The sequence below is a fragment of the Cupriavidus sp. LA-1 genome (genome assembly GCF_055385985.1).
The window spans coordinates 2,943,634-2,964,182 of the sequence record NZ_AP031387.1 but is presented as its reverse complement, the minus strand read 5'-3'; the positions used below and the strand labels follow the sequence as shown (position 1 = coordinate 2,964,182).

The 20,549-nt window shown below is 68.0% G+C and carries 20 protein-coding genes; 10 read left to right on the top strand and 10 right to left on the bottom strand.

All coding sequences use genetic code 11. From position 1 onward, the window contains the following. Window positions 1-50 precede the first annotated feature (50 nt). Window positions 51-548, bottom strand: coding sequence for a (2Fe-2S)-binding protein (locus tag ACZ5MJ_RS13875; RefSeq protein WP_432259531.1), 498 nt, complete (start codon window positions 546-548; stop codon window positions 51-53). An 87-nt stretch (window positions 549-635) separates the two neighbouring features. Continuing rightward, complete coding sequence (locus ACZ5MJ_RS13870) at window positions 636-1,796, bottom strand: FAD-dependent monooxygenase (protein ID WP_432259532.1); 1,161 nt, start codon at window positions 1,794-1,796, stop codon at window positions 636-638. Window positions 1,797-2,142: 346 nt separating this feature from the next. Between ACZ5MJ_RS13870 and ACZ5MJ_RS13865 the strand changes: the two genes are divergently transcribed. Genes ACZ5MJ_RS13865 through ACZ5MJ_RS13850 form a run of 4 tightly spaced genes read left to right on the top strand, consistent with a single transcriptional unit; the run spans window position 2,143 to window position 5,470 of the window. Continuing rightward, window positions 2,143-2,895, top strand: a complete 753-nt coding sequence (locus ACZ5MJ_RS13865) for a maleate cis-trans isomerase family protein (RefSeq protein WP_010812897.1) — start codon at window positions 2,143-2,145, stop codon at window positions 2,893-2,895. Window positions 2,896-2,906: 11 nt separating this feature from the next. Then, window positions 2,907-3,749 (top strand): alpha/beta fold hydrolase, encoded by an 843-nt coding sequence (locus tag ACZ5MJ_RS13860; protein WP_464220037.1) that lies wholly within the window; start codon window positions 2,907-2,909, stop codon window positions 3,747-3,749. A 13-nt stretch (window positions 3,750-3,762) separates the two neighbouring features. Next, the gene (locus ACZ5MJ_RS13855; protein ID WP_464220036.1) at window positions 3,763-4,842 is read left to right on the top strand and encodes a M29 family metallopeptidase; all 1,080 of its coding nucleotides are present in this window, start codon (window positions 3,763-3,765) and stop codon (window positions 4,840-4,842) included. Further along, window positions 4,835-5,470 (top strand): N-carbamoylsarcosine amidohydrolase, encoded by a 636-nt coding sequence (locus tag ACZ5MJ_RS13850; RefSeq protein WP_464220035.1) that lies wholly within the window; start codon window positions 4,835-4,837, stop codon window positions 5,468-5,470. Before ACZ5MJ_RS13855 ends, ACZ5MJ_RS13850 begins: the two co-directional genes overlap by 8 nt. 27 nt (window positions 5,471-5,497) lie before the next feature. Here the strand turns inward: ACZ5MJ_RS13850 and ACZ5MJ_RS13845 are convergent, their stop codons facing one another. After that, window positions 5,498-6,265: a TetR/AcrR family transcriptional regulator gene (locus ACZ5MJ_RS13845; RefSeq protein WP_464220034.1), complete on the bottom strand. Its 768-nt coding sequence runs from the start codon at window positions 6,263-6,265 to the stop codon at window positions 5,498-5,500. 82 nt (window positions 6,266-6,347) lie between these two features. Here ACZ5MJ_RS13845 and ACZ5MJ_RS13840 point away from each other — a divergent pair, with 82 nt between their 5' ends. Then, window positions 6,348-8,621 carry a xanthine dehydrogenase family protein molybdopterin-binding subunit gene (locus tag ACZ5MJ_RS13840; protein ID WP_464220033.1) on the top strand — a complete coding sequence of 758 codons (2,274 nt, stop codon included), beginning with the start codon at window positions 6,348-6,350 and terminating at the stop codon, window positions 8,619-8,621. Window positions 8,622-8,650: 29 nt separating this feature from the next. Here ACZ5MJ_RS13840 and ACZ5MJ_RS13835 read toward each other — a convergent pair whose 3' ends face one another. Continuing rightward, on the bottom strand, window positions 8,651-9,130 hold the full coding sequence (locus tag ACZ5MJ_RS13835; RefSeq protein WP_464220032.1) for a MarR family winged helix-turn-helix transcriptional regulator: 480 nt from the start codon (window positions 9,128-9,130) through the stop codon (window positions 8,651-8,653). A gap of 216 nt (window positions 9,131-9,346) precedes the next feature. Between ACZ5MJ_RS13835 and ACZ5MJ_RS13830 the strand changes: the two genes are divergently transcribed. The 4 genes from ACZ5MJ_RS13830 to ACZ5MJ_RS13815 all read left to right on the top strand — a co-directional run bounded on the left by ACZ5MJ_RS13830 (window position 9,347) and on the right by ACZ5MJ_RS13815 (window position 12,556). Beyond that, entirely contained in the window at window positions 9,347-10,231 is an 885-nt protein-coding gene (locus ACZ5MJ_RS13830; protein ID WP_464223723.1) for a DMT family transporter, read from the top strand. A gap of 69 nt (window positions 10,232-10,300) precedes the next feature. Further along, on the top strand, window positions 10,301-11,089 hold the full coding sequence (locus ACZ5MJ_RS13825) for an SDR family oxidoreductase (protein ID WP_464220030.1): 789 nt from the start codon (window positions 10,301-10,303) through the stop codon (window positions 11,087-11,089). A 57-nt stretch (window positions 11,090-11,146) separates the two neighbouring features. Continuing rightward, on the top strand, window positions 11,147-11,539 hold the full coding sequence (locus ACZ5MJ_RS13820; RefSeq protein ID WP_464220029.1) for a methylglyoxal synthase: 393 nt from the start codon (window positions 11,147-11,149) through the stop codon (window positions 11,537-11,539). A gap of 39 nt (window positions 11,540-11,578) precedes the next feature. Beyond that, window positions 11,579-12,556, top strand: a complete 978-nt coding sequence (locus tag ACZ5MJ_RS13815) for a quinone oxidoreductase family protein (protein ID WP_464220027.1) — start codon at window positions 11,579-11,581, stop codon at window positions 12,554-12,556. 73 nt (window positions 12,557-12,629) lie between these two features. On the opposite strand, the gene ACZ5MJ_RS13810 is transcribed toward ACZ5MJ_RS13815, so the two are convergent. The 6 genes from ACZ5MJ_RS13810 to ACZ5MJ_RS13785 form a co-directional block, all read right to left on the bottom strand. Next, window positions 12,630-12,923, bottom strand: a complete 294-nt coding sequence (locus tag ACZ5MJ_RS13810) for a YkvA family protein (protein ID WP_464220025.1) — start codon at window positions 12,921-12,923, stop codon at window positions 12,630-12,632. Between the two features lie 202 nt (window positions 12,924-13,125). Continuing rightward, a complete protein-coding gene (locus tag ACZ5MJ_RS13805; protein ID WP_432259546.1) occupies window positions 13,126-14,271 on the bottom strand; it encodes a BMP family ABC transporter substrate-binding protein in 1,146 nt (381 codons plus the stop codon). A 54-nt stretch (window positions 14,272-14,325) separates the two neighbouring features. Next, window positions 14,326-15,246, bottom strand: a complete 921-nt coding sequence (locus tag ACZ5MJ_RS13800; protein WP_432259547.1) for an ABC transporter permease — start codon at window positions 15,244-15,246, stop codon at window positions 14,326-14,328. 18 nt (window positions 15,247-15,264) lie between these two features. Next, a complete protein-coding gene (locus ACZ5MJ_RS13795; protein WP_464220023.1) occupies window positions 15,265-16,374 on the bottom strand; it encodes an ABC transporter permease in 1,110 nt (369 codons plus the stop codon). After that, window positions 16,367-17,929 carry an ABC transporter ATP-binding protein gene (locus ACZ5MJ_RS13790; RefSeq protein ID WP_464220022.1) on the bottom strand — a complete coding sequence of 521 codons (1,563 nt, stop codon included), beginning with the start codon at window positions 17,927-17,929 and terminating at the stop codon, window positions 16,367-16,369. Before ACZ5MJ_RS13790 ends, ACZ5MJ_RS13795 begins: the two co-directional genes overlap by 8 nt. Before the next feature lie 289 nt (window positions 17,930-18,218). Then, window positions 18,219-19,148, bottom strand: a complete 930-nt coding sequence (locus ACZ5MJ_RS13785; protein WP_464220020.1) for a pirin family protein — start codon at window positions 19,146-19,148, stop codon at window positions 18,219-18,221. Between the two features lie 676 nt (window positions 19,149-19,824). On the opposite strand from ACZ5MJ_RS13785, the gene ACZ5MJ_RS13780 reads away from it, so the two are divergent. Then, a complete protein-coding gene (locus tag ACZ5MJ_RS13780; protein WP_464220019.1) occupies window positions 19,825-20,541 on the top strand; it encodes an ABC transporter permease in 717 nt (238 codons plus the stop codon). Window positions 20,542-20,549: the final 8 nt, after the last annotated feature.

Sequence of the window (20,549 nt, the reverse complement as noted above, 5' to 3'; positions counted from 1 at the left end):
GCTGCCCGCGATGGCGCCGGCGGGGACGGTCTGCGGGACGACGCCTTCCTTCACGATGCCGCTCCCTCGGCGGCCTGCCGTTGCAGTACCGCGGCGCGCTGCACCGCGCGCACGATTTCCACGTGGGTGCCACAGCGGCACAGGTTGAAGCGCAGCGCCTCGCGGATCTGGGCCTCGTCGGGATCGGGGTTCTGCGCGAGCAGCGCCTTGGTGGTCATGATCATGCCGTTCAGGCAATAGCCGCATTGCGCGGCCTGCTCGTCGATAAAGGCCTGCTGCACCGGGTCTGGCTGTGCGGCGGTGCCCAGTCCTTCCAGCGTGGTAACGGTGTGCCCCACCACAGCCCTGACCGGCAGCACGCACGCGCGCGCCGCCATGCCGTCCACCAGCACCGTGCAGGCGCCGCATTGCCCCAGGCCGCAGCCGTACTTGGGCCCGTTGCAGCACAGGTCGTTGCGCAGGATGTAGAGCAGCGGCGTGTCAGGGGCCACGCTCAGCGTGTGCTCGGCGCGGTTGACTTGCAGCTTCAGGGGGCGGGGCGTGTTCATCGGGGGCTGGGGGCGGGTTGAACATCACGCATCGCGGCGCCGCGCCCCTTCGGTGAGGGGCTGCGGCGGGCAGGGTCGGTCAGGCGATCAGGCCGCCGCGGACAGCGGCGTGCTCCCGGCCGACACCAGCGGCACGTTGAACACATCGTAGCCGAAACACCAGTCGGGGTTCTCGTTGCTGCGCAGCCAGGTGTTGTTGTGCGAGACCAGCTGGACCTTGCTGGCGCGCTCGTTGCGGTTCGCCTCATACAGCGCGAAGGCCGAGGCGAAGTCCTCCACGCCGGTTTCAGTGAAGCAGCGCGTGAGCATGGCGGCATCCTCGATCGCCATCGCGGCGCCCTGTGCCATATGCGGCTTCATCGGGTGGCAGGCGTCGCCGAGCAGCACCAGGCGGCCCCGGCTCCACAGCGGCAGCGGGTCGCGCTCGAGCAGCGGCCACTTGGTCACTTCGACGGTGCCTTCGATCAGCGACTGCACGCCCTCGTGCCAGCCGTCGAAGGCGGCGCGCATTTCCTCGATGCTGCTCGGCACCCAGCTCTTGCTCATGTCCCAGTCGGGCTCGGGCACGCCGGTGACGTAGTAGATCTCGTCAAGCTTGCTGGTATCGAAGTAGACCATCATGTGGCGGTCGTCGGTCCACCACTTGGTGCAGCGCTCATGCGTGAAGCCCTTGACGCGCGAGATGGGGAATACCGCGCGGTGCGCCACGTAGCCGGTGTACTTGGGCGGCTCGGCGCCCAGCAGGGTCTCGCGGATGCGCGAGTTGACGCCGTCCGCGCCGATCACGATATCGGCCTCGTCGACCGTGCCGTCGGTGAAGCGCAGTTGCACCACGTCGCCCTGGTCGGTGACGCTTTCCAGCTTCTTGTTGAAGAACAGCGTGCCGGGCGCCACGGCGTCGGTCAGCAGCTTGTGGAAGTCGCCGCGATGCACGGTCAGGTAGCTGGCGCCGTAGTGGCGCAGCGCGTAGTCGCCCAGCGGGATCTGCGCGATCACCTCGCCGGTCAGGCCGTCGCGGCTGTACCAGTAGTCGGGGTGGCAGCCCATGTCGTTGAGCGCGTCCTCGATGCCGATGCGCCGCATGATCTTCATCACGTTGGGGCCTACGTGGATACCCGCACCCAGGCGCGAGAACGCCGGTGCCTGCTCATACAGCCTGACTTGGAAGCCGGCACGCTGCAGCAGGGCGGCCGCGGCCGTCCCTCCGAGTCCGGCGCCGACAACTGCGATTCGCGGTTTGCCTTGCACGTTATTTCTCCTGGCAATGACACAAGGTCGATGGGGGCTGGGGCGGCCACTCGGCCGACCGTTGAAAACGAGTGTACACACTCAAAATGTCAAAGTAAAAGAAGAAAATGATGAACCTATGGAAAACCCTAGTGATCACGTGACGACGGTCACACATCGCGCTGTATCGGTGAAAATATGCGCAAAAACAGGGATTGGTTAATTAAGCATGCACTGAACCAGTGAGTCGCGCAGGCCGCAGATTCTGTTTGCCTAGATAAAGTGTGTACACTACAATCAATCGCAGCATGCAGGGCCGCCAGGCCGAGGCAGGCGGGTAGACAGACAAACAGATACGGAGTCGACAGTGCAGAAAGTTTTCCGAATCGGCCAGATCGTGCCGAGCTCCAACACCACCATGGAAACCGAGATCCCGGCGATGCTGGCCGCGCGCCAGCTGGTGCGCCCGGAACGCTTCACCTTCCACTCAAGCCGGATGCGGATGAAGAAGGTGGTCAAGGAAGAGCTGGCGGCCATGGACGCCGAATCCGACCGCTGCGCGGTGGAACTGAGCGACGCCCGCGTCGATGTGCTTGGCTACGCCTGCCTGGTGGCGATCATGGCCATGGGCCACGGCTACCACCGCGTGTCCGAGCAGCGCCTGCAGGCGCACACCGCCGAGAACGGCGGCGACGCGCCGGTGATCACCAGCGCCGGCGCGCTGGTCGATGCGCTCAAGGTGATGGGCGCGAAGCGCATTGCCGTGGTGGCACCCTATATGAAGCCGCTGACCGAACTGGTGGTCGACTACATCCGCAACGAAGGCTACGAGGTGGTCGACTACCGCGCGCTGGAGATCCCCGACAACCTCGAAGTCGGGCGCCATGACCCGGCGCGGCTGCCGGAGATCGTCGCGCAGATGAACACGGCCGACGCCGATGTCATCGTGCTGTCGGCATGCGTGCAGATGCCGTCGCTGCCGGCCGTGGCCAAGGTCGAGGCAATGACCGGCAAGCCCGTCGTCACCGCCGCCGTCGCCACCACCTACGCGCTGCTCAAGCGGCTCGGGCTGGAGCCGGTGGTGCCGGGCGCCGGCGCGCTGCTGTCGGGCGCGTACTGAAGGAGGCGGTCATGGCAGACAGCACCTTCCTCTACGGCGCCAACGTGCACGCCAACGGCATCCGCCAGCACTACCTGCGCTATGGCGGCCAGGGCGGCGCGCGTGCGCAGCGCGATGCCGTCATCATCGTGCCGGGCATCACCAGCCCGGCGGTGACCTGGGGCTTTGTCGGCGAGCAGTTCGGGCGGCAGTTCGATACCTATGTGCTCGACGTGCGCGGCCGCGGCCTGTCGCAGGCCGGCGCGGAGCTGGACTACAGCCTCGATGCGCAGGCTGCCGACGTGGTTGCGTTGGCACAGGCGCTCGGGCTGCAGCGCTACGCCATCGTCGGCCATTCGATGGGCGCGCGCATCGGCATCCGCGCCGCGCGCGGCAATCCGGCAGGCCTGACGCGCCTGGTGCTGGTCGATCCGCCGGTGTCGGGCCCCGGCCGCCGCCCGTATCCGTCGCAGCTGCCGTGGTACATCGATTCGATCCGGCTGGCGCAGCAGGGCATCGACGTGGAAGGCATGCGCCGCTTCTGCCCGACCTGGACCGAGGACCAGCTGCGCCTGCGCGCGCAATGGCTGCATACGTGCGACGAGCGCGCGATCCTGGCCAGCTTCAATGGCTTCCACGAGGACGACATCCACGCCGACCTGCCGCACGTCGCCGTGCCGGCCCTGCTGATGACCGCGGGCCGTGGCGACGTGATCCGGGACCACGACGTGCAGGAGATGCGCAAGCTGCTGCCCGCACTGCTGCCCGCACTGCTGGTTGCGCATGTCGCCAATGCCGGCCACATGATCCCGTGGGACGACGAGGCCGGCTTCTACCGCGCCTTTGGCGACTTCCTCGGTGCGGCGCTGAACTGATAATGGAGCGAACATGCCCGTAAGCGATTACGACCTGACCGCGGCGTGGAAGCAGGTGCTGACGCTGTCGAAGCTGGAGCCGGGACAGACCGTCACCGTGCTGACCGGCGCCGCCACGCATCCGCAGACGCTGCGCACCGCGATGGTGGCGGCGGCATCGATGGGGGCCATCGTCAACCGGCTCGACCTGCCGCCGGTCAATGGCGAGAAAGCGCTGAGCCGTGACGCGCTGGCCTATCTGGGCACCACGCCGCTGACCGGCAACCCGGCCGCCATTGCCGCGCTCAAGGCCAGCGACCTGGTGCTGGACCTGATGACGCTGCTGTTCTCGCCCGAGCAGCACGAGATCCTGGCGCAAGGCACGAAGATCCTGCTGGCGGTGGAGCCGCCCGAAGTGCTGGCGCGGCTGGTGCCGACCGAAGCCGACCGCGCCCGCGTCAAGGCCGCGACCGCGCGGCTGGGCAAGGCGCGCGAGATGCATATCGTGTCCGACGCCGGCATGGACCTGCGCTGCCGCCTGGGCGAGTTCCCCGCGATCAGCGAGTACGGCTTTGTCGACGAGCCCGGCCGCTGGGACCACTGGCCGAGCGGTTTCGTGCTGACCTGGCCGGACGAAGGCGGTACCAACGGCACCATCGTGCTAGATCGGGGCGATATCCTGCTGCCGATGAAGTCCTATATCCAGGCGCCGATCCGCATCACGGTCGAGGCTGGCTACGTGCGCCGCATCGAAGGCGGGCTCGATGCCGAGCTGCTGGCCGACTACATGGCGTCGTTCAACGACCCCGAGGCCTATGCCATGTCGCATATCGGCTGGGGCCTGCAGCCGCGCGCCAGCTGGTCGGCGCTGGCGATGTACGATCGCGAGGCCACCATCGGCATGGACGCGCGCGCCTACGAGGGCAACTTCCTGTGTTCGTTCGGCCCCAACAACGAAGCCGGCGGCAGCCGTACCACCGCCTGCCATATCGATATCCCGGTGCGCCACTGCACCGTCAGCCTGGATGGCGAGCCCGTGGTGGTGCGCGGCAAGGTGATGGACGGCCACCACGCGCCGGCCGCTTCTCTCTACAAGGACGCGCGCCATGGATGACGCCGTGCAGACTTACCAGCGCCAGGGCTTTGGCGCAGCCATGGAACTGCGAGCGCCGTACGGCCTGCTGATCATCGACTTCGTCAACGGCTTTGCCGATCCGGCGGTGTTCGGCGGCGGCAATATCCCCGAGGCGATCCGCACTACGCAGCCGCTGCTGCGCGCCGCGCGCGAGCACGGCTGGCCGGTGGCGCACAGCCGCATCGTGTTCGCCGACGACGACAGCGACCACAACATCTTCACGCTGAAGGTGCCGGGCATGCTCACGCTGAAGGAGGATGGCCACAACAGCCAGATCGTGCCGGAACTGGCGCCCGCACCGGGCGAACTGGTGGTGCGCAAGACGGTGCCGTCGGCGTTCTTCGGTACCTCGCTGGCGGCGTGGCTGACGCAGCGCGGCGTACAGACGCTGCTGGTGGCGGGTTGCGTCACCAGCGGCTGCGTGCGCGCCAGCGTGGTTGACGCGATGTCGCTGGGCTTTCGCCCGCTGGTGGTGTCGGATTGCGTGGGCGACCGTGCGCTGGGCCCGCACGACGCCAACCTGTTCGACATGGCGCAGAAGTACGCGACGGTGCTGACGCGCGACGAGGCGCTGGCGCAGGTTGCCGGCGTGCGCGCCGCGGCCTGAGGCCTGGCGATGCGGCCGGGCCTGGCGTCAGCCTGCCGCAGCGCGCCTGCCGCGTGCCGCCTTGCGCGGCGCGGCCGGCGGCGCCATGTCCGCATCCGGCACCGCGCCGGGCACGGCCACCGCGCGCAGCACCGTCTGCTGCATCACATCGCGCCAGTGCGCCACCGCGGGCGGGCTCATCATGGGTTCGCCCAGGAAGGCGCTGAGCGTATGATGGTTGGAGTTGTAGAAGTAGCCAAGCGAAGCGATCACCATATAGACGTCGCGCGCGCCCGCGTCCGGACGGAACAGCCCGGCGGCCTTGCCGCGCGCGAGGATGCCGTCGAGCACCGACAGCGCGTAGCTGGAGATCTCGCGCAGCCGCTCCGACTTTTTCGCGTGCTTGCCCTGGCTCATGTTCTCGCTGGTCAGGATGGCGACGAACTCCGGATGGTCCAGGTAGTACTGCCAGACGAAGTCGATCAGCTGCGACAGCGCACGCACGGGGTCGGCGGCGTCGAGGTCATGCTCCAGCTTCTGCTCGGCTTCATTGAGCTGCAGGTAGATGGTCTCGAGCACTTCGACAAACAGCTTTTCCTTGCTGCCGAAGTAGTAATAGATCATCCGGTCGTAGGTCTTGGCCAGCGACGAGATGCGCTCGACGCGGCCGCCGTCGTAGCCGCGCTGGGCGAAGACCTTGATGGCAGCCTTCAGGATGCGGTCGCGGCTGTCCTGCGCTTGCCTGGCCCGCGTGCCCGCTGGCGCCCGCTTCGCGGTTGGCTTCAGCGCAGGCTTGGGCACGGTCGTGATCGTCATGGTCGATGGTTGAACTGTTTCACTGTTGGCTTGCAGTATAGCGGCGCCCCGGGCCACAGCCGGTGAAGGAGATGGAAGAACGATGACGGCAACCAACCTGCAACCCGCGGCACAGGCCGACGCCGCCACGCCGCGCACGCTGCGGCTGGCGCTGCTGCAGGCGACCGGCGTGCTGCTGGTGACGCGCGCCCCGCAGGCGGCGGCGCGGCCGGCGCCCGGCCAGCCCGGCGCGGCGTCGGATTACGTGCCGGCGCTGCCGGACATCTTCGTCGCCGTGCGTGACAGCGGCGAGGTGCTGGCCTTCAACGGCCACGTCGACCTGGGCACCGGCATCCGCACGGCGCTGGCGCAGATCGTGGCCGAAGAACTCGATGTGCCGCTCGGGCACGTGCGCATGGTGCTGGGCCATACCGAAGCCACCCCGAACCAGGGCCCCACGATTGCCAGCGCATCGATCCAGATCTCGGCGCTGCCACTGCGCCGCGCCGCGGCCCAGGCGCGTGCGTGGCTGCAGGCGCGTGCCGCGCAGCAGCTGGGCGTCGAGGCCGGCGGGCTAGAGGCAGAGGACGGCGTCTTCCGCGTTCCCGGCACGCAGGCCAGCATCGGCTACGGCGCGCTGGTTGCCGGCGAGCACGTGGAGTTGCCGCTCGCAGACGACATCCCGACCAAGCCGGTCGAGTCCTACCGCATCGTCGGCCGCGCGGCCGGCCGCGTCGATATCCCCGACAAGGCGCGCGGCGCGCTGACCTTTGTCCACGACGTGCGCGTGGCCGGCATGCTGCACGGCCGCGTGGTGCGCCCGCCGTATGCGGGGCGCGACAGCGGCGGCTTTGTCGGCAACAGCCTGCTGGAAGTCGACCGCGACGCCGTGCGGGACGTGCCGGGACTGGTCGATGTGGTGGTGCAGGGCGACTTTGTCGGCGTGGTGGCCGAGCGCGAGGAGTACGCGGTGCTGGCCGCGCGCCGGCTGCGCGTGCGCTGGAAGCCGGTGCCGCCGCTGCCCGCGCTGGACGATCCCGAGCCCGCGCTGCGCGCCAACCCGGCCACGCGGCGCGAGCTGCTGTGCGAAGGCGGGCTGCCGGCAAGCGGCATCGGCACGGCCTTGCAGCGGCGCTACGTGTGGCCATACCAGATGCATGGCTCCATCGGCCCGTCATGCGCCGTGGCCGACTGGCATGACGATGGCCTGACGGTCTGGTCCGGCACGCAGAACCCGCATGTGCTGCGTATCGACCTGGCAAAGCTGTGCGGGCTGGGCGAGGACCGCATCGAGATCGTGCGCATGGAAGCCGCCGGCTGCTACGGGCGCAACTGCGCCGACGATGTGTGCGCCGATGCCGCGCTGTTGTCGCGTGCGGTCGGGCGCCCCGTGCGCGTGCAGCTGTCGCGCGAGCAGGAGCACCTGTGGGAGCCCAAGGGCGCGGCCCAGCTGATGGACGTCAGTGCGACGGTGGGGCCGGACGGCGCGCTGCTTGCCTATGACTTCACCAGCCGCTACCCGTCCAACGATGCGCCCACGCTGGCGCTGGTACTGACCGGTGCCGTGCCCAATGCGCCGCGCACGCTGGAGATGGGCGATCGCACCGCCGTGCCGCCGTATGCCTATGGCGCGCGCCGGATCGGCTGTGACGACACGCCCGCGATCGTGCGCGCTTCATGGCTGCGTGGCGTGTCGGCGCTGCCTAATACGTTTGCGCATGAGTGCGTGATCGACGAACTGGCGGCCGAGGCGGGTGTGGATCCCGTGGATTTCCGGCTGCGGCACTTGCCCGATGAACGGGCCGCGGCGCTGCTGCATGCCGTGGCCGAAGCGGCCGGCTGGCAGCGGGGCGCGGCCGGATCGCGCGGCGCGGCGGATGCCGATGGCCGGCTGCACGGCCGGGGCGTGGCCTACGCCCGCTATATCCACAGCCGTTTCCCGGGATTTGGCGCGGCCTGGGCCGCATGGGTGGTGGATCTGGCGGTAGACGCCGCCACCGGCCGCATCACCATCGAAAAAGTGGTGGTGGGGCAGGATACCGGCATGATGGTCAACCCCGACGGCGTGCGCCACCAGATCCACGGCAACGTGGTGCAGACGCTCAGCCGCGTGCTGAAGGAACAGGTGCGCTTCGATGCCGACGGTGTTGCCAGCCGCGAGTGGGGCAGCTATCCGCTGCTGACCTTCCCGGAAATCCCGCCGATAGACGTGGTGCTGATGCCGCGCCAGTCCGAGCCGCCGCTGGGCGCGGGCGAATCGGCCTCGCTGCCGGGCGCGCCGGCGATCGCCAATGCCTTGTTCGATGCGTTGGGGGTGCGGCTGAGGCGGCCGCCGTTCGTGCCTGAGACAGTGCTGGCGGCGCTGCAGGCTCGCTGAGGCGACCCCCGGCTTAAAGCGGCGCCGGCTCAGGCGCCGCCATTTCCCTCGTCGATCTCGCTCATCTTGCGCAGCAGGTAAGTCACTGCCACGCGCTCGGCCGGGTTCAGGCTGCCAAAGGTCTGCTCCGAGATATCCTTCGCGAACGGCACGGTCTCATCGATCAGTGCCAGCCCGTCGGGCGTGACCGTCACCACCACCTTGCGCCGGTCGTTGGGATCGTGCGACACCGCAATCAGCTTGCGCGACTTCAGGCGATCGATAATGCCCCGCACGGTGGCCTGGTCGATCGCGGTCGCCCGCACCACCTCGTTCATCGAGCACGGCTGGCGGTCCCTGACCGCGCACAGCACCACGAACTGCGCCGCGGTCAGCTGTGAATCCGGGATGGTCTGCTGGAAGATCGCCACATGGCGCTGGTAAGCGCGCCGCAGCAGGTGGCCCACCTGCTCGGTGAAGTCATAGTCGCTGGCGGTCTTGCCGGAAGGCGTGTCGGAGGGCTGGGGCACGAGCCTGGTGCAGTGGGTAAGGTGACGCAGAGTATACCGAGGAAGGTGGCGCGAAGGTGGCCGGAAGGTGCCCCTGGGCCGCCGGAGCGACGCCCGATGCCCTTGCGTCTTTTCGAATACAATCGTCGGGTCGTTTCGCGGGGCCGCCGTGCCGGTCCGCTTTCCCTCGTATTCCCCGTGCCCGCCTCCCAGAAGTCTCTCGCCGTACCTGCCGCGCTGCCGTCGCCGCAGCGCTCTGGGCTTGTCATCGCCGCCGTCGGCGCGGTGCTGTTTTCCGCCAAGGCGATTGTCGCCAAGCTGATGTACCGCTACCACGTCGATGCCGTGATGGTGATCACGCTGCGCATGCTGTTCGCGGTGCCGCTGTTCATGGCGATCGGCTGGTGGCAGTCGCGCCGGCTGGCGCCGCTGTCGTGGGCGGACCGGGGCCGCGTGGTGTTTCTCGGCTTTATCGGCTACTACCTGTCGAGCTTCCTCGATTTCATCGGCCTGCAATACATCACCGCCGGGCTGGAGCGGCTGATCCTGTTCCTGACGCCGTCGTTCGTGCTGCTGACCACGGCGCTGGTGTTCCGCCGGCCGATCGCCAAACGCCAATGGGTGTCGCTGCTGCTGGCCTATGCCGGCATCGTGCTGGTGTTCGCGCACGACCTCGATGTCAGCGGCGGCCAGGTGTGGCTGGGCGGGGCGCTGGTGCTGGCCAGTGCCATGACCTATGGTATCTACCTGATCCTGAGCGGCGAGCTGGTGCGGCGCATCGGCTCGCTGCGGCTGGTGGCGTATGCCATGTGCGTCTCGACCGCCTGCTGCGTGATCCAGTACCTGGCGCTGGGCCGGCCGGTGGCGGAACTGGCGCAGCCCGCGCCGGTGATGTGGCTGTCACTCATCAATGCGGTGTTCTGCACCGTGCTGCCGGTATCGCTGACCATGGTGGCGGTGTCGCGCATCGGCGCGCCGATGGCGTCGCAGGCCGGCATGGTCGGCCCGGTGTCGACGCTGTTGCTGGGCTTCTGGTTGCTGGGCGAGCCCATCAGCGGCGTGCAGCTGGCCGGCAGCGCGCTGGTGATGGGCGGCATGTATTTGCTGTCGGCAAAAAAATAGTGATTCGGGGCCGGCCCGCCAAAGACAACCGGCACGGCCCGCCAAAGACAACAGTCAAAGGAGAAAGACATGGATCTGGGACTGCGCGGCAAGCATGCGCTGGTATGCGGCGCCAGCAAGGGCCTGGGCTTTGCCTGCGCCGATGCGCTGGCGGCCGAGGGTGTTGACGTGGTGATCGTGGCGCGCGGCGCCGAGGCGCTGGAGAAGGCCGCCGCCGGCCTGCGCGCGCGCCATGGCCGCCGCGTGATCGCGGTGGCGACCGACATCACCACGCCGGACGGCCGCAAGGCGGCACTGGACGCGGTGGCCAAGCTGGGCGACCTCGACATCCTGGTGAACAATGCCGGCGGCCCGCCCCCGGGCAACTTCCGCGACTGGGAGCGCAGCGACTGGCTGGCCGCGCTCGACGCCAATATGCTGACCCCGATCGAGCTGATCAAGGCCACCGTCGACGGCATGATCGCACGCAAATGGGGCCGCATCATCAATATCACCAGTGGCGCGGTCAAGGCGCCGATCGACGTGCTGGGCCTGTCCAACGGCGCGCGCTCGGGCCTGACCGGCTTTGTCGCCGGCGTGGCGCGCGAAGTGGCGCAGCATGGCGTGACCATCAACAACCTGCTGCCGGGCCCGTTCAACACCGACCGCCTGCTCAAGACCATGGAAGGCGGCGCCAAGAAGGCCGGCCTGACCGTGGATGAGGTGGCGCAGCGCCGTGCCGCGGCGAACCCGTCGCGCCGCTTCGGCGAGCCGGCCGAGTTCGGTGCCACCTGCGCCTTCCTGTGCAGCCGCCATGCCGGCTACATCACCGGGCAGAATATCCTGCTCGATGGCGGCGCCTACCCGGGCACCTTCTGATCCCGCTGCCTGCTCTTGTTTCCTGACGTTCACCGACCCCGCAACAAGGAACCCCTGATGACTCGCCCCCGCATCGCGCTGATCGCCCATGACCACAAGAAGGACGATATCGTCGCCTTCGCCACGCGCCACCGCGCCTTCCTCTCGCAGTGCGAGCTGCTGGCCACCGGCACCACCGGCGGGCGCCTGATCGACGAGGTCGGGCTGGAGGTGACGCGGATGCTGTCCGGGCCGTGGGGCGGTGACCTGCAGATCGGCGCGCAACTCGCCGTAGGCGAGGTGCGCGCCGTGGTGTTCCTGCGCGACCCGATGACGCCGCAGCCGCACGAACCCGATATCAACGCGCTGGTGCGCGCCTGCGACGTGCACAACGTGCCATGCGCCACCAACGTGGCCTCCGCCGAGCTGATGATCGCCGGGCTGACGCGCGAGGCGGAAGCCGGCAACTGAGTTCCCATCGATGCAGCACCCTAACGAGGAGCGACACAAATGAGCAAAGCCATCCGGATCGAGCAGACTGGCGGTCCTGAAGTCATGCAGTGGGTCGATGTCGAAGTGGGCGATCCCGGCCCCGGCGAAGTGCGCGTGCGCCATGAGGCGGTGGGCCTGAACTACATCGATGTCTATTTCCGCACGGGGCTGTACAAGCAGCCGCTGCCGGGCGGGCTGGGCATGGAAGGCGCGGGCGTGGTCGAGGCGGTGGGCGAGGGCGTGCGCCACGTTGCCGTGGGCGACCGCGTGGCCTACGCCGGCCGCCCCAACGGCGCCTATGCGCAGGTGCGCGTGATGCCGGCCGACATCGTCGTGCGCCTGCCCGACGCGATCCCGTTCGACACCGCCGCGGCGATGATGCTGCAGGGCCTGACCGCGCAATACCTGATTCGCGACAGCTTCAAGGCGCAGCCGGGCGACACGGTGCTGCTGCATGCGGCAGCGGGCGGTGTCGGCCTGATTGCCAGCCAGTGGCTCAAGGCGCTGGGCGTGACCGTGATCGGCACCGTCGGCAGCGACGAGAAGGCCGAGCTGGCGCGCGCCAACGGCTGCGCCCACACCATCGTCTACACCCGTGAGTCGTTTGTGGACCGCGTCAAGGAGATCACCAACGGCAAGGGCGTGCAGGCGGTCTATGACTCGATCGGCAAGGACACATTCGAGGGCTCGCTCGACTGCCTGGCGCCGCGCGGGACCATGGTCAGCTTCGGCAACGCCTCGGGCCCGGTGCCGCCGTTCGATCTGTCGGTGCTGGGCGGCAAGGGTTCGCTGCGGCTGACGCGCCCCACGCTGATGACCTACGTGGTGCATCGCGAACTGCTGGAGCCGATGGTGGCCGACCTGTTCGACGCCGTGGCCACCGGCAAGGTGAAGATCGACATCCGCCAGCGCTACGCGCTGTCGGAGGTGGCGCAGGCGCACCGTGACCTGGAGTCGCGCAAGACCACCGGCTCGACCATCCTGCTGCCGAACTGACGCAGCGCTGCATTGCAAAGCCCCCGGCGCAGCCTGGCTGCCCCGGGGGCTTTGTGCTTTCAAACCGGCGGGATCAGTACGGCCTGGCCGTGGTGGCCGTGGCCCGCGCTTCGGCCTGGCGCAGGATATGCGGCGGCAGGCGCTTGAGGATCAGGTGCACGGCCAGTGGAATCAGGACCACGTCATCCACGAGGCCAAGGCCGGCGATAAAGTCGGGGATCAGGTCGATCGGCGAGATCGCGTAGAGCAACAGCCCGATGGCGGCGGGCTTGAGCCAGGCCGGCGCGTCCGGATGGCGCAGCGCATACCAGAACAGGCGGCCGTCACGGCGAACCAGCGTCAACAGGGCCGAAAATCGCTTCCACATGAGAGGCCTCCTTCACATTGCGGGCGCCGGTCACTGGCGCATGCACAGATAGCTTGGGCCGTTTGAGACGGCTTCAAGTTCCGGATGGGATCGGAGCGGCCGTAGCGGGCCGAGAAGTGGGGGAGTGAACGATACGCCCCCGCAGGCGTGCGGGGGCAAAGCCGCGCGCCAGGGTGGCACGCGGCGCAGCAAGCACCGGCGATCAGCCCGGAATCTTGCCTTCCACGCCTTCGACGTAGAACTTGATGCCGTGCAGGAAGCCATCGTCGGCAACTTGGTCCTTGGCGAGCTGTTCCTTGCCGGTGTTGTCCTTGATCGGACCCTTCCAGATCGGCGCGGTGCCGTCGATCACGCCTTTGCGGCGCTCTTCGACCAGCTTCTTCGCATCCTCAGACACGACGGGGTTGAAGTCCTTCAGGTCGATCATGCCTTCCTTCAGGCCCCACCACGTGGTGTTGTTCTTCCACTGCTTGTTGAGCACGTCTTCGACCACCTTGTTGTAGTAGACGCCCCAAGAGATTTCCGAGGCGGCCAGGTGGGCCTTCTCGCCGAACTTGCTCATGTTGCTGTCCCAGCCGAAGGCGTACACCCCCTTCTCCTGCGCGGTCTGCACCACGGCGGCGGAGTCGGTGTTCTGCATCAGCATGTCCACGCCCTGGCCGATCAGCGTGGTGGCGGCTTCGCGCTCCTTGCCCGGATCGAACCACTTGTTGACCCACACTACCTTGACCGTGGCCTTGGGGTTGACGCTGCGCGCGCCCAGCGTGAACGAGTCGATATTGCGGATCACCTCGGGAATGGGCACCGATGCCACCACGCCCATCTTGCCGGTCTTGCTCATCTTGCCGGCGACCACGCCGGCCAGGTAGGCGCCTTCATAGGTGCGCACGTCGTACTGGGCCAGGTTCTCGGCGGTCTTGAAGCCGGTGGCATGCTCGAACTTCACGTCCGGGAATTCCTTGGCGACCTTGAGCATCGACTCCATGTAGCCGAAGGTGGTGCCGAAGATCAGCTTGTTGCCCTGGCTGGCCAGGTCGCGGAATACACGCTCGGCGTCGGCGGCGGACTCGGGCACGTTCTCGACGAAGGTGGTCTTGACCTTGTCGCCGAACTTCGCTTCCACGGCCTTGCGGCCGGCGTCGTGCGCGTAGGTCCAGCCGGCATCGCCCACCGGCCCGATATAGACGAAGGCGACCTTGAGCGGTTCGGCCTTCTGCTCGGCAGCAGGTGCGGAAGCCGGGGCCGCAGTCTCGGCAGGCTTCTCGGCTTCCTTCTTGCCGCAGCCGGCCAGGGCCAGCAACGCGGTGGCGGCAAGTGCCGCCAGGGTCTTCCTGCGCGTGACGATCATGATTTCTCCTTGTGTGAATTGTTGGTAGCTCAGGGATTTCCGTCAGAAAAGCGATCAGGCATTGCCCGGGCGGAACGGCTTGCCCAGCGATGCCGGCATGTTCAGGCGAATCCAGGCCGGGTTGCGCGAGATCAGCGCCAGCACCACGATGGTGGCCGCGTACGGCAGCATCGACAGGAACTGCGACGGCACCGATACGCCAATGCCCTGCAGGTAGAACTGCAGGATGGTCACGCCGCCGAACAGCCACGCGCCCACCAGCACGCGGCCCGGGCGCCAGGTGGCGAAGGTGGTCAGCGCCAGCGCGATCCAGCCGCGTCCGGCGACCAGGTTCTCGACCCACATCGGCGTGTACACCAGCGACAGGTAGGCGCCGGCCAGCCCGCAGCAGGCGCCGCCGAACAGCAGCGCGGCAAAGCGAATGGTGCGCACCGGGTAGCCCAGCGCGTGCGCCGATTCCGGCGATTCGCCGATCGCGCGCAGTGTCAGCCCCGCGCGCGTGCGGAACAGGAACCACATGATGGCAAGGCACAGCAGCAGGCTGAAATACACCATCCAGTGATGCTGGAAGAAGGCCGGGCCGACGAAGGGCAGGTCGGCCAGGCCGGGCACGGCCTTGGCCTGCGCCGGCATGGCGAAGCCGACAAAGCGCTGGCCCATGAAGGCCGACAGGCCGGTGCCGAAGATCGACAGCGCCAGGCCGGTGGCGACCTGGTTGGTGGCCAGCACCAGCGCCAGCCACGAGAACAGCGTGGCCATCAGCATGCCGGCGAGCGCGCCGGCGGCAAAGCCGAGCAGCGGCGACTGGGTCTGGTAGCCGACCATGAAGCCGGCCACCGCGGCCACCAGCATCATGCCTTCGGCGCCCAGGTTGAGCACGCCCGAGCGTTCGTTGATCAGCAGGCCCAGCGCGGCCAGCAGTAGCGGCGTGCCGGCGTTGATGGCGGTGGCGATGAGTGGAGCGAGTTGTTCCATATTGTTCTGTTGCTCCGCTCAGGCCGTGGTGGCGCGCCAGCGCAGGCGGTTTTCGATCAGCGTGTCGCAGGCCAGCAGGAAGAACAGCAGCATGCCCTGGAACACCCAGCCAATGGCCGACGGCAGGCCCAGGCGCGATTGCGCCATCTCGCCGCCGATATAGAACAGCGACATCATGATGCCGCCGAAGACGGTGCCGAGCGGATGCAGCCGGCCGATAAAGGCGACGATGATGGCGGTGAAGCCATAGCCCGGCGAGATCGACGGCAGCAGCTGGCCGATTGGCCCGGTCACTTCGAACGCGCCGGCCAGGCCCGCGGTGGCGCCCGAGATCAGCAGCGCGCTCCACAGCGCGCTGCGCGCCGAGAAGCCGGCGTAGCGCGCCGCCGCCGGTGCGGTGCCGCCTACCTGCAGCCGATAGCCCGCGAAGCTGCGGAACACGAACACGGTCATCACAGCCACCAGCACCAGCATCACGACAAAGCCGGCATGCAGGCGCGAGCCCGACATCAGGTTGGGCAGCAGGTACTCGGACGAGAACACCTTCGATTGCGGGAAGTTCATGCCGTTGGGATCCTTCAGCGGCCCGTTGACCACCCACAGCAGCAACTGCTGCGCGATATAGGTGAGCATCAGCGAGACCAGGATCTCATTGGCGTTGAACCGGTCCTTGAGCACCGCCGCGAGCGAGGCCCACAGCATGCCGCCGACCATGCCGGCCAGCGAGGCCAGCACCAGCACCACGGTGCCGTTCACGGCCTGGCCCGGCACGTCGAAGTAAAGAACCGTGGCGCCCGCGCAGATGCCGCCGGCAATCAGCTGCCCGTCGGCGCCGATATTCCACACGTTGGCGCGATAGCACACCGACAGGCCGAGCGCGCACAGCACCAGCGGCACGGTCTTGAGCAGGACTTCGCCAATGGCGCGTTTGTCGCGCAGCGGATCGGCCAGGAAGACCTTGAGCGCGGCCACCGGGTCCTTGCCGAGCACCAGGAACAGCAACGCGCCGAACAACAGCGTCAGCGCCAGCGCGATCACCGGCGAGGCATAGGCCATGGCGCGCGAGGGCACGCCGCGCGGCGCCAGGGAGAGGGGGGAGCGGGGCAGCAGGTGTCGCACATCAGCCATGGCTTGCCACCTCCGCGCCGGCATGCGCCTGGGCGGGCCCGCCCTCCCACAGTCCGCTCATCCACATGCCGACCTGCTCGCGCGTGGCGGTTTCGGTCGGCACCGACGGCGACAGCCGGCCCTTGGCGATCACGTGCAGCCGGTCGCAGATCGCGAACAGCTCGTCGAGTTCTTCCGACACCACCAGGATGGCGCAGCCGGTGGCCTTCAGTGCCAGGATCTCGTTGTGGATCTGCGCCGCGGCGCCCACGTCCACGCCCCAGGTCGGTTGCGCCACGATCAGTACCTTCGGGCCGCTTTCGATCTCGCGGCCGACAATGAATTTCTGCAGGTTGCCGCCCGACAGGCTGCGCGCCAGCGCGTCCGGCCCGCTGGCCTTGACGCGGAAGCGGTTGATCACCGCCGTGGCCAGCCCGGTGGCGGCTTTGGGCGAGATCATGCCTTGCCGCACATAGGGCGGCGTCTGGTGCGACAACAGGATATTGGTGGCCAGACTCATGCCCGGCACCGCGCCGCGGCCCAGGCGCTCTTCCGGCACGAAGGCCAGACCCGCGCGGCGGCGCTGGCGCGCATCGAGCCGGCCGACCGCTTTGCCGCCAAGCTGTACGGACATATGGTCCGCGCGCGTGTCCTCGCCCGACAGCGCGGCCAGCAGTTCCTGCTGCCCGTTGCCCGACACGCCGGCGATGCCGACGATCTCGCCAGCGTGGACATCGAGCGCGATCCGGCTCAGCTCGGTGGCGAACGCATGCGCGCGCGGCAGCGACAGGTCCTGCACGCTGAGCCGCACCGGCCCGCGTTCCGCGGCCACACGCGCTTCGCGCGGCGGCTCGCCGCCGATCATCAGGCGCGACAGCGACGCCGCGGTTTCCTGGCGCGGATCGCAGACGCCGGTGACCTTGCCCATGCGCATCACGGTCGCGTGATGGCACAGCGCGCGGATCTCGTCGAGCTTGTGGCTGATGTAGAGGATGCTGGTGCCTTCGGCCGCGAGCTGGCGCAGCGTGACGAAGAGCGTTTCCACCGCTTGCGGCGTCAGCACCGAGGTGGGTTCGTCCAGGATCAGCAGCTGCGGATCGGCCAGCAGCGCGCGCACGATCTCCACGCGCTGGCGCTCGCCGACCGACAGCGTATGCACATGGCGGTTCGGCTCCAGCGGCAGGCCGTAGCGCTCGGCGGTGGCGCGGATGCGCTCGGCCAGCTGCTTCATGTTGCCTTGCTGTCCGGCGGGAAGGCCGAGTGCGATGTTCTCGGTCACGGTCAGCGTGTCGAACAGCGAGAAATGCTGGAACACCATGGCGATGCCCAGGTTGCGGGCATCGTGCGGGCTGTTGATGGTGACTGGCGCCCCGTTGAAGTGCATCTCGCCGGCGTCGGGACGGACCGCGCCAAAGATGATCTTCATCAGGGTGGACTTGCCTGCGCCGTTTTCGCCCAGCACGGCATGGATCTCGCCGGGCGCGACGCTGAGGCTGACGTCGTCATTGGCGACGACGCCCGGGTAGCGCTTGCTGATATGGGCCAGCGCCAGCCTGGGAGGGAGTTGTGATGTCACTGAGGCGGCTCGGGTTGTTGTAGTGGCAGCAACGTGGGATACATCAAAAGCGCGGCAGTGCGTGGCGCAGCATCGCCGCGACGCATTGCAGCATTCATCATGATCTGGTGATGCCCGATATTTGTGGAGAATTATATAAGTGGCAGGGGGCCGGACGGGCCGAATCCGGCGACTTTCCAGTCCCTGCAACGGTTTATGGGAGGTTGCAAGTCGCGTGCCGGCCACAGCACGAAAAAAAGCCGCCGGCTCCTTGCGGAGCCAGCGGCTGGCACTGGAACGGCGGCAGGGGTCAGGCGCCGGTCGCGGCGGCAATGGTGGCGAAGCGCCCGTCGCGGAAATCCGCCAGCGTCTGGTAGATCTGCTCCTGCGTGTTCATCACGAACGGCCCGTACTGCGCGATCGGCTCGTTCAGCGGCTGGCCCGCGATCAGCAGGAAGCGCGCGTCGGCCTCGGCCTTGACGATGACGCCGTCAGACTGGCCGGCGTTGTCCAGCACGCCCATGCGCTGGGCCTCGAGCACGGCGCGGTCGTCGCCGCTGCCGACCGAGACCTCGCCCCGGTACACATAGAGGAACGAGTTGTGCCCGGCCGGCAGCGCCTGCGCAAAGGTCTGGCCGGCCGGCAGGTGCACATCCAGGTAGACCGGCTCGGTCACCGGGCGCGTGATCGCACCGGCCACGCCGTGGGTGGCGCCGGCCAGCACGCGCACCGTGCCGCCATGGTCCAGCGCCACCGTCGGGATCTCTGCGGCAGGCAGATCGCGGTACCACGGCGCGGTCATCTTGTCCGCGGCCGGCAGGTTCAGCCACAGCTGGAAGCCCTCCATGCGACCGTCTTCCTGCTCGGGCATTTCCGAGTGGATCACGCCGGCGCCCGCCACCATCCACTGCGCGCCGCCGTTCTGCAGCAGGCCCTCGTTGCCGGCGCTGTCGCGATGGCGCATGCGCCCGGCCAGCATGTAGGTGATGGTCTCGAAGCCGCGGTGCGGGTGATCGGGGAAGCCGCCGATATAGTCGTCCTTGCTGTCGGTGCCGAAGGCATCGAGCATCAGGAACGGGTCCAGCCGGCGCTGCAGGTTCTGCGTCAGCACGCGGGTCAGCTTGACGCCGGCGCCGTCCGAGGTGGCGATGCCCCGCACAACGCGGTCCACGGTGCGCGACCGTTGCACGGTCTCCGTGGCGGCGGCGGGAACGGTGGCGAGGGTGGTACGGGTGTCCATGTCTTTCTCCTGTGAGGCGGGTCCGGCGCGGCGATGGCCGGGCGGTTCCCGTCGTTTCAGCTACCTCGTCAATTTAGTGGTTTGGCGCGGAAAGAGTAGAGGGTCCCAAGGCAACAGATTGTTCCGCGGGCGTACCAAGTCGCTGGTATGTGATGGTGATTTCGGAACGATCACGGCTGGCTTCGGATGGCGATTCGTGCCCGCCGAACATGCCGCGAGATGTCCCCGAATTCGCCCAGGATCGGCGCCGGAAACGGCGAAGATGACAAGATCGATGAAGATCGCTATAATAACGCTCTCTTTGTCATCCGTTGATGCGAGATGTGGCGTGGGAAAAACCTCGCCAGCCCTTGCCAGTCAACGGCCGATGGACCGGCGGCGCGTCGGAAAATTTCAATACTTGCGCTGCCACTGGCCAACCGATCGCAACGATGCTTGCGCCGCCGGTTGCGCCGCTTCAGGGACTGCCGTTCAACCCGGCTTCCCGTCAATCGGACTCCCCGCCCACGGCGGAGGAATCCACAGACCGTCCGCCGGCAATCGTGCCGGTCATGGCGGCAATGCAATCTGAACCGGGCCTGGTGGCGCCCCATCTCCGCACGCACCAGCCCATATTGTTTTCCATCGTCGAAAAGTGGCGTGTTGCGCGCTTTTCGGATTGGGAAAAGGGGAGACTATGTCAAAGCAACCGGCACGGGCCTGCGCCTGGGCAGGACTGACGCTTGCCGCGCTGGCTGCCCTGGTGGCGTGGATCGGCGTCGATGTGATCCGCCAGTACCAGGAGCGCCTGCTCTACGACGTGGCCGACCACCTGCGCCTGGTGGTGCTGTCGATGGCGCTGGCGCTGGCCACCGGCATTCCCGCCGGCATCGCCCTGAGCCGCCCGTGCATGCGCCGCTGGGCCGACCGGCTGATGCAGGTCTTCAACGTGGGCAATACCGTGCCGTCGCTGGCGGTGCTGGCGCTGGCCCTGGCCGTGCTCGGCATCGGCGAGCGGCCCGCCATTCTGGCGCTGTGGCTGGCCTCGCTGCTGCCGATCGTGCGCAACACCTATGAGGGCCTGCGCAATGTCTCGCCCACGCTGCTGGAAGCGGCGCGCGGCATCGGCATGACGCCGGTGCAGCGCTTGGTGCGCGTGGAACTGCCCAACGCGCTGCCGGTGATGCTGGCCGGCATCCGCATCGCGCTGGTCATCAATGTGGGCACGGTGCCGCTGTCGTTCCTGATCGGCGCCAACAGCCTGGGCGAGCTGATCTTCCCGGGCATCTACCTGAACAACCAGCCGCTGCTGCTGCTGGGCGCTGCCGCGACGGCGCTGCTGGCGCTGGCACTGGACGCGCTCTTTGCCGCGGCCGGCCAGCTGTACCTGCGCCGCCGCGGCCTGGCGCGCTGACCCTGGGG